Origin of the sequence: Mesorhizobium robiniae (assembly GCF_040545535.1) — a bacterium.
In the GTDB taxonomy this organism is placed as follows: domain Bacteria; phylum Pseudomonadota; class Alphaproteobacteria; order Rhizobiales; family Rhizobiaceae; genus Mesorhizobium; species Mesorhizobium robiniae.
Map to the genome: position 1 here is coordinate 334067 of NZ_JBEPMC010000005.1, position 13618 is coordinate 347684.

Genomic DNA, 13618 nt, shown 5'->3' on the forward strand with positions numbered 1-13618 from the left:
GCAGCGGCCGGCTCGCGAGCCGCGGTTGATGTCGATCAGCTTGGGATCGATTATTGCGGCAAGAGAGCCTCGAGGATGGCCTGAGCAGTCTTGGTGTCTGTTACCAGGGCATTGATAAGCTTGGCGCGGACGGCACCGATAATGGCCGTCGCCTTCTCCGGCGAGGCGGCAACACCGATCGCCAGGGGAACGGCTCGAAGCTGGGCCGGCGACATTGCGATCATCCGGCTCTCCCCCTCCCACGGGATAAGATTACCTTCGGCGTCGAAATAATGCCTGATAACGTCTCCAGCCGCATGAAACAGGGCCTGTTCGCTCAGCGTGGCCGCGCTCGCCTCAGGCTGGTTGATGGCATGGGGCAGGCCGACACCGACGATTGCAACGTCGGTCCGCTCCCAAAGCGCGACGCTGTCGCGGATGGCCGCATCGCCGAGGAAGACCTCACGCAATTCGCTGGACGGCAGATAGGGCGCATGGATGAAATGCGGCGTCCCGCCGAACTCTTCAGCGGCGAGCCGTACGAATTCGTTGATCTGAAAATGTGGCGCCTGCTGCTGCATGCCGCCGGTGGCAGCGACGGTAAGAACGCCGGGAATGCGCGGCAGGCCTGCCCGGATCACCTCGCGAACGGCGCGCCCCCAGCCAATGGCGACCGCCGAGCCGGCCGTCAGTTCGGCTTGCTTGAGCAAGGCGCCGAGCGGTGCCGCGAGCGCCGTCAGCGTGCCAGCTGCCGGCGTCTCGATGACCGCCGCGTCACGAAGTCCTAGCCCTTCGATCAGTTGCGTGGCGATGCCTTCAGGCGCTGCAAGATCGAGAACCTCGATCCGCACGATACCCTCTGCCCTCGCCCGCTGCAGGAGGCGCGATATGGTCGCGGTGGAGACACCGAGCCGCCGCGCGATGTCGACCTGCGACATCTCCGCCTCGTAGTGCAGTTTGGCGACCGTATGCAGCATTGTCCGCGATGCGGCCGCATCTTGTGCGGGAGGGACAGACAGGTTGCAATTCCTTTCAGCAATGTGTTACAGGCTTCCCGACCGATGGGAGTTATCGCGCAAATTCGGCCGACTCGCAACGTGGGCTCGTTTCCGGAGCCGGTTGCGGGCCAAGGCGGAATTCTCGGTTCGATAGCGCATCAAAGCGGCAAAATCTCTGCCGACAGGCAGGTAAAACTGAACCTTTCTTGTTCCACGGATCCGCGCCCTGGCGAATGGGCGCCAACATCGGACAAAAGACCATGACAAAGATGACGACCGCAGAGTTGCGCGGCTACCAGCAGATATGCGGCAAGGACGGGGCCATGATGGCCATCGCCTGTGACCAGCGCGGCGGCATGAGGAGCCTGCTCGCATCAGACCCTGCAGAACAGGCCAAGATCACCAACGACATGCTCGGCGACACCAAGTCGGACATCACGCAATACCTCGCCAGCCAGGCATCCTGCGTGCTGCTCGACCCGCTCTGCGCGGTGCCGCGGGTTGTCGATGAAGGGGTACTGAATCGTGATACGGCTCTGCTCATCGGCCTCGACGCCTCGGGCTTCGACGTCTCGCCCGCCGGCTACCGCCTGTCGCGCCTCGTTCCCGACATCGACGCGCGTCGCGTTCGCGAGCTCGGCGGTACCGGCGGCAAGATCATGGTCTATCTCAGGCCCGATAGGCCTGAGGCGAATGAGCACAATGTCGCCATTCTGCGCCAATGCATCGCCGACTTCGCGCGAGAGGACCTTTTGCTCGTCGTCGAGTTCCTGACCTATCAGGTTGAAGGCGAAAGTCTTGAAGACTATACGGCCAAGGTTCCCTGGCTTGTCGAAGAGGGCACCCGGATTTCACTGGAATGCGGGGCAAAGGTGCTCAAGCTTCCTTATCCCGGAACGCCGGAAGCCTGCGCCAGGATCACCTCCATGGCTGGCGAGGTGCCATGGGCGGTCCTCTCCGCCGGCGTCAACCATGAGACTTTCCTCGGCCAGGTCGAAATCGCCATGAAGAACGGCGCGTCAGGCGTCATCGCCGGCCGGTCGCTGTGGAAGGACTGCATCTCGCTTGACCGTGACATTCAGCGGGAAAGGCTTAGGACTATCGCAGTGTCGAGATTGCGCGAGCTTCAGGCGGTGATCGGAAACTACCGGCAGAAAGCCGCTTAACTATTCGGCGTTCACACCAGGCACGCACGGGACGTCATGCTCAGACCATGATCCCGAAAAGTGGGGACCGGTTTTCGGAAAAGATCATGGTCAAACAGCAAGATAGAGCCCCATTTCGATTTAGTCGAAATGGATCAGGCTCTAGTTCGATGGCCATAGGAATCGATATCGGCGGCACCAATCTGCGCGCCGCCCGCATTTCCGGCACAGGCGAAATCCTCGATCGTATTTCCGAGAAAAGCGCGCCGGATCCGGAGCTCGTGCTCTCCCGGATCGCCGGAATGGTGCGCCGGCTCGATTCACCCAGCGTTGCCGCCATCGGCATCGGCGTCCCCGGACGCGTCGATGCACGGCTTGGCGCGGTCTTGTCCGGAGGCTATGTCAACCTGGCTTCGATATCCCTGGCGCAGCGACTGGAAAGCCTGGCGAGCAAGCCCGTCGTAATCGACAATGACTGCAATATGGCACTGGTCGCGGAAATGGCATTAGGCGCCGCCAGAGGCCATGAAAGCATCGTCATGTTCACGATCGGGACCGGCATTGGTGGTGCCGTGGTTCAAGACCGGCGGATCGTCCGCGGCAAGGGGACGGCGGGGCAGCTCGGCCATATCACTGTCGACATATCGGGTGAAGCGTGCGTCTGTGGCCGGCGCGGCTGCGTTGAGACCACCAGCTCAGGCACCGCACTTGGCCGTCACGTCGCGCGGGCAGGCCTCGGTCCGGATGTTTCGGTCGATCAGCTTTTTGCCCGGGATGCGGACGGTGACATGCTGGCGCGCGGCATACTGGAAGCCTGGGCCAGACCGCTGCGTGCGGCAATCGATTCGGCCGTGGCCATGTTCGCCCCCGATCTGGTCCTGCTCGGCGGCGGACTTGGCCTAGCGGCCCACAGGGCACTTGCCATCGCCCCCGCGTTGGCTCCCTGGTACCAATGCCCGGTGGAACCGGCGCAACTTGGCGACGACGCCGGTGTCATCGGCGCCGGTCTGGAGGCGCTCGCCGCACAGGCAACAGTCGCACCACCGTCGCCAGTGTCTCTGCCGCCCGCCCGGCTCGGCCGGACCAGGCGCGCCGTGCTGGTCAACGGCATCCCGGCCAGCGGCAAAAGCACGGTCTCACGCGGCATCGCCGACCGGATGGGATGGCCGCTGCTTACGCTCGATACGATCAAGAACCCGTTCCTCGAAGCGCTCGGCGGCGGCGACCGTGAATTCAACCGCATACTCGGCCGTGCCAGTTACCAGGCCATCTGGTCGGTCGTCGGCGAAGCTCCAGCGGGCACCACGATTGTCGTCGATGCCTGGTTCGGCTTCCAGCCGCGCCAGCTGCTCGAGGATCACCTACGAAGGGCCGGCGTCGAGCAGACCGCCGAAATCTGGTGTCACGCGCCCGGCGAGGTTCTTGCCGAGCGCTATCGCGCACGGCTCGATCAGCGCCCCGCCGGCCATCCTGGCGCGGCCTATATCCCCGAACTCATCGAACTGGCCAAGCGCGCCGAGCCGCTGCGGCGCGGACCGCTGTTTGACGTCGACACCACCAAACCGATCGCTTTCGATGCCATCACGCAATGGCTGCAGGCGACGATTGCGGCGGATCCATAGGCAGAGCGGCCGCCTGACAAATTCGGGGCAAGTTGATTGCCGTCGGCACTTCGTCACAGGGCGACGGCATCACAATTTTGAACGCCCTGAAGCTGGCAAGGCGCCGACGCAAACCACCGTCACTTTTCGCTCGGCGGAGCGCAAGGACGAAAGTGCGTCCTGGGAGATACCCTCGTCGGTGATCACCTCGTCAATTTCGGAAATGTCCGAGAGCGTACAAAAACCAGGTGCGGTGAACTTCGAGCTGTCGACGAGCAGGATCGTCTTGCGGGCAGAAGAGATCATGGCGCGCTTGAGCGAAGCCACCTCCAGCGAGGTTTCCGTCAGCAGCGTGCCCGTCACAGCCGAAGCACCGGTCATGCAGAGGTCGGCATGGAGCGTCTTGATGAAGCTCTCGCCCGGCTCACCGGCAAGGTGCCGGTAGCCGGGACGGACGGTGCCGCCCGGCAAGATGATGCGCCAGGATTTGATGTCGGCCGCGAAATCGGCAATCTCTAGACTGTTCGTCACAACGGTTAGCGGCAAATCCCGATCGGCGGCGGCGCGCACCACCTCCATGACGGTCGAGGAACTATCGAAGATCACACTGTCGCGAGCGCTCAACCGCTGCGCGGCTTCGCGGCCGATCGCTACCTTCTCGGCGTGCTGCAGCTCTGCATTGACGGTCATCTCGCGTTCGAAGGTGGCGCGCATCGGCTGCAGCAAATGCGCGCCACCGTGGGTACGCTCGAGATAACCCTTTTCCACCAGATGTTCGAGATCTCGCCTTACCGTCGATTGCGATCCGCCGATCGTGTCGGCGAGTTCCTGGATGCTGGCCGCGCCGCTAACGCGCAGGTGCTCCAAAATAAGAGCCTGCCGCTTGGCAGGAACGATATCGACGCGTTTGCTCGGAGACTCCATGCTTCACCCGCTTGGTAGCCGACAGGGAGGTCGACAGATTTCAGCCAAATCGGTCAATCTCTACCAAATCGTATAGCCGCAATCCACGACCACAACCGCGCCGGTCATGGCACTCGCGGCATCCGAGGCGAGGAAGAGGATGGAGGCGGCAATCTCGTCCGGGCGCGCAACGCGCTTCATCGGCGTCATCTCCATCCACACCGGCATCAGCTTATCGTCGGTGAAGCCGCCGCGCGACATGACGGTATCGACATAGGTCGGCGCGACACAGTTTACCCTCACGCCGCGTTCGGCCCATTCTCCGGCAAGGGAGCGTGTCATGTGGTGGACGGCTGCCTTTGCCGAATTGTAGTGCACCTGACGTTGCGGCTTGTTGGAAATCAGTCCGGACATGGAACCGAGCGTGACGATCGCGCCCCGGCCCCGTTCAAGCATGGGTCTTGCGAATTCCCGGCAGGACCAATAGGCGCCGTTCAGGTCGACGTCGACCACCTTCAGCCATACCTCGTCGCTCATCTCCTCCCCACCCGTGTCGGGCCAGGCGATCCCGGCATTTGCGATCAGGATATCGACCGCGCCGTGACGCTCGTTGGCGGATCGCGCAGCTGCGGCAACGGCCTTGGAATCGGTTACGTCGAGCTGTACCGCCTCGATATCGTGGCCCTTCCGCCTCAGCTCGTCACGCCCTGCCTCCACAACTTGCGGATCCATGTCTGATATGATGACCCGTGCGCCGGCTTCGGCGAGCGCTTCGGCCGTCGACAGGCCGATGCCGCGGCCGCCGCCGGTGATGAAGGCCGTTTTGCCGTCCAGGCGGAACCGTTCGAGAAACATGCGGATTGTCCTTCAGGCGTGTTGGAGAGTGGGGCCGGCGTCGGCGTGGCGGTTGCGTCCGAGGATGAGCAGACAGCCGGCGGTGAAGCTGTCACCCAGGCCGAGGGTCGTCACTGGCTTCTCGACATAGGGAGAAGCACAGGCAACGAAGGTCCAGCGCCCCTTGCCGACAGGCGTCTCGAAGGGAAGCGGATGGAATTCGGCCGTCGGTGCGATCGCGATGGTTCGTGCGGGCTCTCCGTTCGCGGCCCTGGCGCTGGCGATTGCGCAGCCTGCCATCAGCGCGCGTTCCTCTTCCTTCGGGTCGTTCAAGGTTGCAGCGGCGGCCCATGTATCGGCATGCACGCAGACTCGCTCCAGATCAAGCCGTTCGCCGAGCGCCACAAGAGCCTCCATGGGATGATGGGCGGACGGGTTCATGGCGAGCAGTTCGGAATGGCTCATTCCCAGCGAGGTGATCGCGCCGCGGGCATGGACAAAAAGCTCCTCGACTGCCTGCTGCGTCGCATAGCCCGCCAGCTCGAAATGGATGGTCTTGAGGCCGGCTGCCTTCCAGTCGCGGCTAAGTGCGAAGACGTGCCGGCTGGCGGCGCCGACATTCTCCACCGCCTCGTCGTTCAGTCCGGAAAGAAGCCCGGCGGCGGCTGACGGTGCCAGCCGACGTGACATGGCCTCGAAATGCTCGTCATGCTGAATGCCACGGTCACAGAAGCGGACGATGACACGCGAGGAACGGGTCGGCACGACAGCGCCGATCGCGCGGCCGGCGGTGAATTCGAAGATGAATATTTCGGGGATGTGCGGGCCAGCGGCCGATATCGCATTCGCCGTTTTGAGCGCCCCCCTTTCCGCCAACAGAACGCCGGCTGGAATCTGCCGCAGCATCGCCGCGTGGCGATCCTCGATAGCGACGAGAGAGCGGACGCCAAGTTGCCCGAGCACCCAAGCCGCCTGAGGACCGGTTCCGCCCAGTGCATAGCGCAGCGGGAGCCGCTCGCGCAGCCATGCCGGGCCTTCCGACCAGTCAAACCGTACCTCGCCGCCCACCCCGCACGCGGCACGGGAAAGAAGAAGGTTGGCAAGTTGCGCCGCAGGGGTATCGGCGGGCGCGTCCAGAAGCGGCTGCATGTCATGCATCTCGACCCGCGCATCGACGCATGCGCTGATGCCGCACAAGAAAAGGCCTGCCGACGACAGGGCGTCCGCGCCAAGCGGACCGGACCGTGGATCGACCAGGGCGGAATAGCGTTCTGCGCACGATCCGGTGAAACCATCCCTCATGGCCGCGCTCCTCCTCGTCTAGCGACGCTGTCAATTGCTACCATTATCTTCCAAGTCGTCAACGTGATTTTGCCATCTCGTACCAAAATTGCACAAAATATGTTATTGCAGACTCTTTCCCTGGGCGCTGCAGCAAGAAATTTTGTGAAAATGCTCAAATTTGCTCCATGCCTCAGGTCTACGAAATTTCATCGTAAAAACTTATAGTTATCTCTAAATAAGCAATGGGTTTGTGATGCCGAATTGTGATATTGCATCGTCCGGCAGCTTAGTGTGGTCGAAATTAGAGAGAATTAGATAGCTATTGACAGATTATGAGAAATATCCGCATATGGCATCAAGCCTGGAGCGGCGAAATGAAGACCGCCGGCGACAGAGCCATACAACACGCCTACCGAGGAACACTTATGGTCACGAGACTCGACAGAAAGCTGGCGAACATCCGCGCCGGCCGCTACAAGCCGACCGACTTCGTCATTGCCGATGCCAAGGACAGCGACGTCGGCGCCGGCGTGACCGCTACCGGTTTCGACTACTCGGTCAAGCCGCCGCGCCGCCGCAGCCGCCAGGAATTCCTCGCCCAGATCGAGGAGATCATCAAACAGGACATCGTCGACATCATGCTGGTGTCGCAGTCCAACCTTGATCTTCTCGACGAGCGCGGCGCCTTCTTCGGCAGTGAGATGAAACCGGCGATCCGCGGCAATCTGGAAACGATGTGCTGGGGTGCCGTGCGCCACGGCGTCTATACCCAGAAGCCGTCGGTGCCCTTCCGCGATGCCAATCTTTCGCGTGCCATCGCCAACTATCCGACGCGCGGCACGGACCTTGCCCTCTATTCGGTTTCCTTCAGCAACGACGTCGAACTCGACATCCGCACGTTGAATGCCTTTGCCGAGTTCCGCGCCGAGGCGGCCCGGACCAACTTCAAATATTTCTACGAGGTCTTCAATCCAAGCGTCGATATCGGTCTCAGCACTGAGCAAATCGGCGAATTCGTCAACGACAACATCATCAAGTCATTGGCGAGCGTGCCGAAGGCCGAGCGTCCGCTGTTCCTGAAGACATCGTATAATGGGCCGAAGGCGATGGAAGAACTCGCCAATTTCGATTCCGAGTTGATCGTCGGCGTGCTCGGCGGCGGGGCTGGCACCACCCGCGACACGTTCGAGCTAGTCGCCCAGTCGCAGCGTTACGGCGCTCGCCTGGCGCTTTTCGGCCGCAAGATCAACCTCGCCGAGGCGCCGCTTCACCTCATCGTTTTGATGCGGGCGGTTGCCGACGGCACGATCGGCCCGGAGGAAGCGGTGCGCGCCTATCACGGAGAACTGCAAAAGCTTGGGCTGACGCCCAACCGCTCGCTCGCGGACGACCGGGTGATCACGGAAGACGTGTTGACGGTTGCGGCGGCCAAGGCCGCCTGACGCCGGAACTGATGAGCGGCGGAAGCATGAACCGCCGCTCCGTTTGGAACGTGACCCTCCAATGGGTCGCTGCGCCCGCGAGTAGGAGGCTTGCGACGCGCACCACGTGGGAGAAAAGGGAGGAATATGATGAGGAAGATGCTGTTTTTTGCGACGACGATCCTCGCCGCCGCTCTTTCTGCTTCGGCGAATGCCGAGCAGAAAGAGGTGACCGTCTGGTCCTGGTTCGTGCAGAGCACGATGAACAAGTCCATCGCCGCCTTCGAGAAGGCACATCCGGACGTCAAGGTGAAATATACCTATTACAACTATTCGCCCGAATACATCACCGCCCTGAAGGCGGCGGCGGCGTCCGGGAGCCTTCCTGACGTGATCGGCTTGCAGCCGGGATCACTCACCCAGCAGTATCGGGAACATCTCGAAGCAGTGAACGAACGCGCCGCCAAGCAGTGGGGCGATAACTGGGCGGACAAGATCTTCCCGGTCAACCGCAAGCAGATGCTGATGGGCAACCCGAAGGGCGACGAAAATTATTACATCATCCCCCAGGAATCCCAGGTTCTGTGCATCTGGTACAACCGCAAGATCTTCGAAAAACTCAATCTTTCGGCGCCAAAGACCTACGACGAGTTGAAGGCTGCGGCCAAGGCGCTGACCGACAACGGCTATATCCCGATGTTCCAGGGCGCGGCCGACGGCTGGCAGAACGAGAACGTTTTCCTCATGCTCGCCAACCAGTTCTCGCCGGGCATCGTCGACAAGGCCCAGGCCGGCGAAACGCCTTGGACGGCGCCGGAACTCGTCGATGCCATGAAGGCCTGGAAGGGTCTTTTCGACGACGGCATCTTCCAGCAGGGAGCGCTCGGGGCTCATGCCTATCCGACCGGCGCGCAGCTTTTTGCACAAGGCAAGGTCGGTATGATGGCACTCGGTTCTTGGTGGATGCAAGAAAGCAAGTTCCCGCCGCCGCTTTCGGACTATGTCCAGAACATGGACGGCTTCGATTTCTTCTATATGCCCCCTGTCAAGGACGGCAATTCCGCGAGCCCGCCCGTCGGCGGCATCGACATCGGCTACGGCCTGACCAAGAACGGTGGCAAGAACCCGGAAGCCTGGACCTTCCTTGCCGAACTCACCAACGGTGTCGGCCTGCAGGAGGCGTTGAACGACCTCAATGACCTTCCCGCCTTCGAGGGTAATTCCCCGAAGGGCGACATCACCGATCATGTGAAGGAGATTTCGGCCCGCTTCATGGCAGATCTGCCCAAAGCGGAAAACCAGCGCTTTGCCTCGCCGGCAGTCGCAGAGGCGCTCGACAATGCGCTTGCCGGCGTCGCGGCCGGCAGCATTGAGTCGGAAGCCGCGCTCGCCACCGTCCAGGCGGCGACAGAGAAGGCACTTGCTGTAAAGTAAACTGAGACGAACGACCGGGCGCAGAAGCGCGCCCGGTTCCCTTTCAGTCTAGAGCGGTTCAGCTTTTGATAGAATCGCTGACCCGCCCTAAGTGTGTGTTTTTACGCAATTCCCCAGGGAAAGCGCTACGCGCTTTTCCCGGGAAAACCACTACGCACTTTTCCTGGAATTGCTCTGAAATGGCGAGCATCATGAGCACAGAAGCCATGCGAGCCGGATCTGCCATCACGGCGGTCAAACGGCGACCGGCAGCCAGAGCTTCGAGGCTCTATCTTTTCGTTCTTCCGGCGACGCTTCTGTTTGTCGTCTTCATCGCCTACCCGATTCTCTGGGTTGCCGGGCAGAGCCTCTATGTCGGCACGAGTGGCGGAGCGGCCTTTGCCGGGCTTGCCAACTACACGACGGTTCTAGGCGATCCGACCTTCTGGATCGTGGTGCGCAACATGTTTCTATGGGGCGTCATCACCATACCGGTGCAGATGCTGATCGGCGGACTGCTCGCCTATTTCATCGAGCGCCATACCCATGCCCTTCGCGGCTTCTTTCGCACCATGTTTTTCCTGCCGGTGGTGACCTCGGTTTCGGTCATCAGCCTGGTGTGGGTGCAAATTTACGCGCCCTACTATGGCATCGCCCAGGAATACCTAAAGGACGTCGGCATCGTCATGGTGACGTCGCCGATCGGCGACCCGAAGACCGCGATCTATGCGTTGATCATCGTCAATATCTGGCAATGGACCGGTTTCTCGATGCTCATGTACATCGCCGGCATTGCCAACCTGCCCAGCGAAGTGCTCGACGCCGCCCGCATTGACGGCGCGAAGGGCTGGCGGCTTGCCGTGCATGTCATCGTACCGATGCTGGCGCCAGCAACGAAATCCCTGTTGCTCCTAGGCGTCATCGGCACGTTGCAGACCTTCCCCATCGTGCACCTGATGACCGGAGGCGGCCCGAATCGGGCCAGTGAGGTCTTCGGCACTTTCATCTTTAAACAGAGCTTCGTGCTGGGCGACACCGGCAGCGGGGCAGCACTCTCCGTCATCGTGCTGGTCATCGCACTCACCCTCTCGCTGATCCAGATCGCAGCGCTAGGTGCCCGTCTGACGCCTGCCGGGAGGCGGCCGTGATGATATCGTTCGCCCGCAGCCGGATCCGCAGCATGTTTATCCATGCGGTTCTCTTCATCGTGCTCGGCTTCTGGATGGTGCCCCAGATCTATATGCTGTCGATCGGGCTACGCACCCCGGCGCAGGCCTTCGACGCCGAGCTCTTCACCTGGCCGGTGACCTTCGACAATTTCGTCACCGTGGTTCGCGACAATCCGCTGGGGGCGATCTTTCTGAACAGCCTGATCGTCACCGTTGCGACGGTGATGATCGTGGTCTCGGTCTCCTCGCTCTTTGCGTTCGCCTGCGCAATCCTGAGGCTGAAGGGCTCGACCTTCCTCTACACCACGCTGCTCACGACCTTGATGGTTCCGCTCGCCTCCATGGTCCTGCCGCTGGCCATCCTGCTCCAAAACTTCGGCTGGGTAAACACCTATATCGGCCTCATTCTGCCCTATGCGGCGCTCGGTGTGCCGTTTGCCATGGTCATCCTCAAGTCCTTCATGGAGGATGCCCCGCAGGAACTCTTTGAGGCGGCGCGGGTAGATGGCTGCAACGCCTGGCAAACCTACTGGCACGTGGCCTTGCCGCTTGTACGACCGGCCCTGGTCTTCGTGACGATCTGGCAGTTCATCGTGACATGGAACGAGTTCTTCCTCGCTCTCATCGTCCTCACCAAAAGCGAGATGAAGACGCTCACCATCGTGCCGATGCAGTATTCCGGCCTCTACATGGCCAATCCCGGTGCCCTCTTCGCAATCCTGACGCTGATCGCCCTTCCCCTCATCCTCCTCTATGTGCTGGTGCAGCGCGCCTTCGTGCGTGGCCTGCTCGCCGGTGCCGTAAAAGGCTAGATCCATGGCGACGCTTTCGATCGACAAAGTTACCAAGGCGTTCGGCAACACCACGGTCATTCCGGAACTGTCGCTGACAATCGAGGACGGCGAATTCTGCGTATTGGTGGGACCGTCGGGCTGCGGCAAGTCCACGCTGCTTCGGATCATCGCCGGGCTGGAACCCATTAGCTCCGGCCGGATCCTGGTCGATGGCGTCGATATGAGCGATGCCGAGCCACCGGAAAGGGGCGTGGCCATGGTGTTCCAGTCTTATGCGCTCTATCCGCATATGGATGTCGGCCGCAACATCGGCTTCGGCCTGAAGATCGCACGGACGCCTGCCGCCGAGATCGTCGAACGTGTAAGCCGCGCTGCCGAAAAACTGCGGCTCGGCTCCTACCTTAAGCGCAAGCCGCGAGAGCTTTCTGGCGGGCAGCGTCAGCGCGTTGCGATCGGCCGCGCCATGACACGCAAGCCGAAACTCTTCCTGCTCGACGAGCCACTCTCCAATCTCGATGCGGCGCTGCGTGTCGGCATGCGCGTGGAGATCGCGCGGCTAAAGGCCGAACTGGCGTCCACCATGGTCTATGTCACCCACGATCAGGTGGAGGCCATGACGCTTGCCGACCGCATCGTGGTCATGAACAGCGGGCGCATCGAACAGGTCGGCACACCGCTGGATCTTTACCACCGGCCAGCCAATTTGTTCGTTGCCGGTTTCATCGGCTCGCCGGCGATGAATTTCTTGAATGGCAAGGTTGTTGCCGTTCAAGGCACGGTCGCGACTGTGGCTCTTTCCTGGGGGCCAATGCTGGACATTCCGGTCGAGCGGCATATCGAGCCCGGCGACATCGTCACGCTCGGCATTCGACCGGAACACGTTGAGCTTGCGGGCGAAGGACAGGCCAATGACCATGTCGTGCAAGCTTCTATGGTCGAACTCCTCGGTAGCGACACCTTCATTCATACCAATGAACGCGAGGAAAGCCTGGTCATTCGCGACAGCCGCGGCCGGATGGTGCGGGCGGGCGACCGCATCTCAATCTCGCTGCCGACCCGCGTCTGCCATCTTTTCAACGAGTCCGGAGACAGAATTTCTGATGCCGCCGCGGCGTATGCGGAGCCCGTTCCCCTCTCCCCCAGGGAACGCGTCAACTGACCCACGAGAAGCAACACAGTCCGGCAATCGATGGTCTTCGGAGACCGGACGTCGCGGAATACCCGACACGAGCAGAAACAAGGACGAGAAGGAAACATGACGGATTTTCAGGATAGAAAGATTCTGGTGACGGGGGGCAGCGGCGGTATCGGTGGTGCCACCGTGCGGCACCTGGTGCGTGCAAACGCCAACGTCATCGCGGCCGGACGCTCCCGCGAAGCACTCGATGCGATCGCAAAGGAGACGGGCTGCCGCACTGTGGCCTTCGACCTTGCCTCGGAAGACGAGATTCGCGGCGCTCTCGAAGGGCTCGACCTCTGGGGGGTGGTCAATTGCGGCGGTTTCGGCGGCGAGATCGCGACGCCGATGGATACCGACATCGCCATTTTCGACAAGGTCATCACCATCAATGCGCGTGGTGCGCTATTGGTCACCAAATATGCGACGCAGCAAATGGTCCGCATCGGCAAGGGCGGAGCGATCGTCAATGTCTCCAGCCAGGCGGCGCTGGTCGCGCTCGAGGGGCACATTTCCTACGGCTCCTCGAAGGCCGCGCTCGAAAACATCACGCGCTGTTCGGCTTTGGAGTTGGGCAAATACGGAATCCGCGTCAACAGCGTCAATCCGACCGTGGTCATGACACCAATCTCGTCCGGCCACTGGAGCCAGCCGCATGTCGCTGAACCTTTTCTGAAGCAGATGCCTCTCGGCCGGTGGGCAACGGAGGACGAAATCGCTGGGCCGATCGTGTTCCTGCTCAGCGATGCGGCCTCGATGATCACAGGGATTTCGCTTCCCATCGACGGCGGCTATACCTGCCGATGAGCCCGCGATCGGGAGTGAGATACTCGAGATCGTAGGACGGCAAATCTGGCACACGCGCCTTGCCGCATCATCAACTCGATGATGGACGATGCC

12 protein-coding genes are annotated in these 13618 nt (G+C 61.6%); 8 read left to right on the forward strand and 4 right to left on the reverse strand.

All coding sequences use genetic code 11. The annotated features are described in order from the left end of the window. Positions 1–50 precede the first annotated feature (50 nt). Positions 51–956 (reverse strand): sugar-binding transcriptional regulator, encoded by a 906-nt coding sequence (locus tag ABID19_RS16400; RefSeq protein ID WP_354492033.1) that lies wholly within the window; start codon positions 954–956, stop codon positions 51–53. Positions 957–1237: 281 nt separating this feature from the next. Between ABID19_RS16400 and ABID19_RS16405 the strand changes: the two genes are divergently transcribed. Both ABID19_RS16405 and ABID19_RS16410 read left to right on the forward strand, forming a co-directional pair. Then, the gene (locus tag ABID19_RS16405; RefSeq protein ID WP_354492034.1) at positions 1238–2143 is read left to right on the forward strand and encodes a tagatose-bisphosphate aldolase; all 906 of its coding nucleotides are present in this window, start codon (positions 1238–1240) and stop codon (positions 2141–2143) included. A 149-nt stretch (positions 2144–2292) separates the two neighbouring features. Further along, a complete protein-coding gene (locus tag ABID19_RS16410; RefSeq protein WP_354492035.1) occupies positions 2293–3744 on the forward strand; it encodes an ROK family protein in 1452 nt (483 codons plus the stop codon). A 69-nt stretch (positions 3745–3813) separates the two neighbouring features. Here the strand turns inward: ABID19_RS16410 and ABID19_RS16415 are convergent, their stop codons facing one another. Genes ABID19_RS16415 through ABID19_RS16425 form a run of 3 tightly spaced genes read right to left on the reverse strand, consistent with a single transcriptional unit; the run spans position 3814 to position 6762 of the window. Next, complete coding sequence (locus tag ABID19_RS16415; RefSeq protein WP_352937191.1) at positions 3814–4647, reverse strand: DeoR/GlpR family DNA-binding transcription regulator; 834 nt, start codon at positions 4645–4647, stop codon at positions 3814–3816. Between the two features lie 60 nt (positions 4648–4707). Further along, positions 4708–5481, reverse strand: coding sequence for an SDR family NAD(P)-dependent oxidoreductase (locus ABID19_RS16420; protein ID WP_354492036.1), 774 nt, complete (start codon positions 5479–5481; stop codon positions 4708–4710). A 12-nt stretch (positions 5482–5493) separates the two neighbouring features. Beyond that, positions 5494–6762: an ADP-dependent glucokinase/phosphofructokinase gene (locus ABID19_RS16425; protein ID WP_354492037.1), complete on the reverse strand. Its 1269-nt coding sequence runs from the start codon at positions 6760–6762 to the stop codon at positions 5494–5496. A gap of 407 nt (positions 6763–7169) precedes the next feature. On the opposite strand from ABID19_RS16425, the gene ABID19_RS16430 reads away from it, so the two are divergent. The 6 genes from ABID19_RS16430 to ABID19_RS16455 all read left to right on the forward strand — a co-directional run bounded on the left by ABID19_RS16430 (position 7170) and on the right by ABID19_RS16455 (position 13525). Next, positions 7170–8186, forward strand: coding sequence for a hypothetical protein (locus ABID19_RS16430; protein WP_354492038.1), 1017 nt, complete (start codon positions 7170–7172; stop codon positions 8184–8186). Positions 8187–8315: 129 nt separating this feature from the next. Continuing rightward, positions 8316–9599: an ABC transporter substrate-binding protein gene (locus ABID19_RS16435; protein ID WP_354492039.1), complete on the forward strand. Its 1284-nt coding sequence runs from the start codon at positions 8316–8318 to the stop codon at positions 9597–9599. 191 nt (positions 9600–9790) lie between these two features. Further along, positions 9791–10726: a carbohydrate ABC transporter permease gene (locus ABID19_RS16440; RefSeq protein ID WP_354492040.1), complete on the forward strand. Its 936-nt coding sequence runs from the start codon at positions 9791–9793 to the stop codon at positions 10724–10726. Further along, positions 10726–11559 (forward strand): carbohydrate ABC transporter permease, encoded by an 834-nt coding sequence (locus ABID19_RS16445; RefSeq protein WP_354492192.1) that lies wholly within the window; start codon positions 10726–10728, stop codon positions 11557–11559. Before ABID19_RS16440 ends, ABID19_RS16445 begins: the two co-directional genes overlap by 1 nt. A gap of 4 nt (positions 11560–11563) precedes the next feature. Further along, positions 11564–12700, forward strand: a complete 1137-nt coding sequence (locus ABID19_RS16450; RefSeq protein WP_354492041.1) for an ABC transporter ATP-binding protein — start codon at positions 11564–11566, stop codon at positions 12698–12700. Between the two features lie 96 nt (positions 12701–12796). Then, positions 12797–13525: an SDR family oxidoreductase gene (locus ABID19_RS16455; protein WP_354492042.1), complete on the forward strand. Its 729-nt coding sequence runs from the start codon at positions 12797–12799 to the stop codon at positions 13523–13525. Positions 13526–13618: the final 93 nt, after the last annotated feature.

What these genes read in the sequence shown, in the direction of transcription:
- ABID19_RS16420 (WP_354492036.1), bottom strand. Translation starts at nt 5,481, where the DNA reads ATGTTTCTCGAACGGTTCCGCCTGGACGGCAAAACGGCCTTCATCACC.
- ABID19_RS16410 (WP_354492035.1), top strand. Translation starts at nt 2,293, where the DNA reads ATGGCCATAGGAATCGATATCGGCGGCACCAATCTGCGCGCCGCCCGC.
- ABID19_RS16400 (WP_354492033.1), bottom strand. Translation starts at nt 956, where the DNA reads ATGCTGCATACGGTCGCCAAACTGCACTACGAGGCGGAGATGTCGCAG.
- ABID19_RS16435 (WP_354492039.1), top strand. Translation starts at nt 8,316, where the DNA reads ATGAGGAAGATGCTGTTTTTTGCGACGACGATCCTCGCCGCCGCTCTT.
- ABID19_RS16430 (WP_354492038.1), top strand. Translation starts at nt 7,170, where the DNA reads ATGGTCACGAGACTCGACAGAAAGCTGGCGAACATCCGCGCCGGCCGC.
- ABID19_RS16405 (WP_354492034.1), top strand. Translation starts at nt 1,238, where the DNA reads ATGACAAAGATGACGACCGCAGAGTTGCGCGGCTACCAGCAGATATGC.
- ABID19_RS16455 (WP_354492042.1), top strand. Translation starts at nt 12,797, where the DNA reads ATGACGGATTTTCAGGATAGAAAGATTCTGGTGACGGGGGGCAGCGGC.
- ABID19_RS16440 (WP_354492040.1), top strand. Translation starts at nt 9,791, where the DNA reads ATGAGCACAGAAGCCATGCGAGCCGGATCTGCCATCACGGCGGTCAAA.
- ABID19_RS16425 (WP_354492037.1), bottom strand. Translation starts at nt 6,762, where the DNA reads ATGAGGGATGGTTTCACCGGATCGTGCGCAGAACGCTATTCCGCCCTG.
- ABID19_RS16445 (WP_354492192.1), top strand. Translation starts at nt 10,726, where the DNA reads ATGATATCGTTCGCCCGCAGCCGGATCCGCAGCATGTTTATCCATGCG.
- ABID19_RS16415 (WP_352937191.1), bottom strand. Translation starts at nt 4,647, where the DNA reads ATGGAGTCTCCGAGCAAACGCGTCGATATCGTTCCTGCCAAGCGGCAG.
- ABID19_RS16450 (WP_354492041.1), top strand. Translation starts at nt 11,564, where the DNA reads ATGGCGACGCTTTCGATCGACAAAGTTACCAAGGCGTTCGGCAACACC.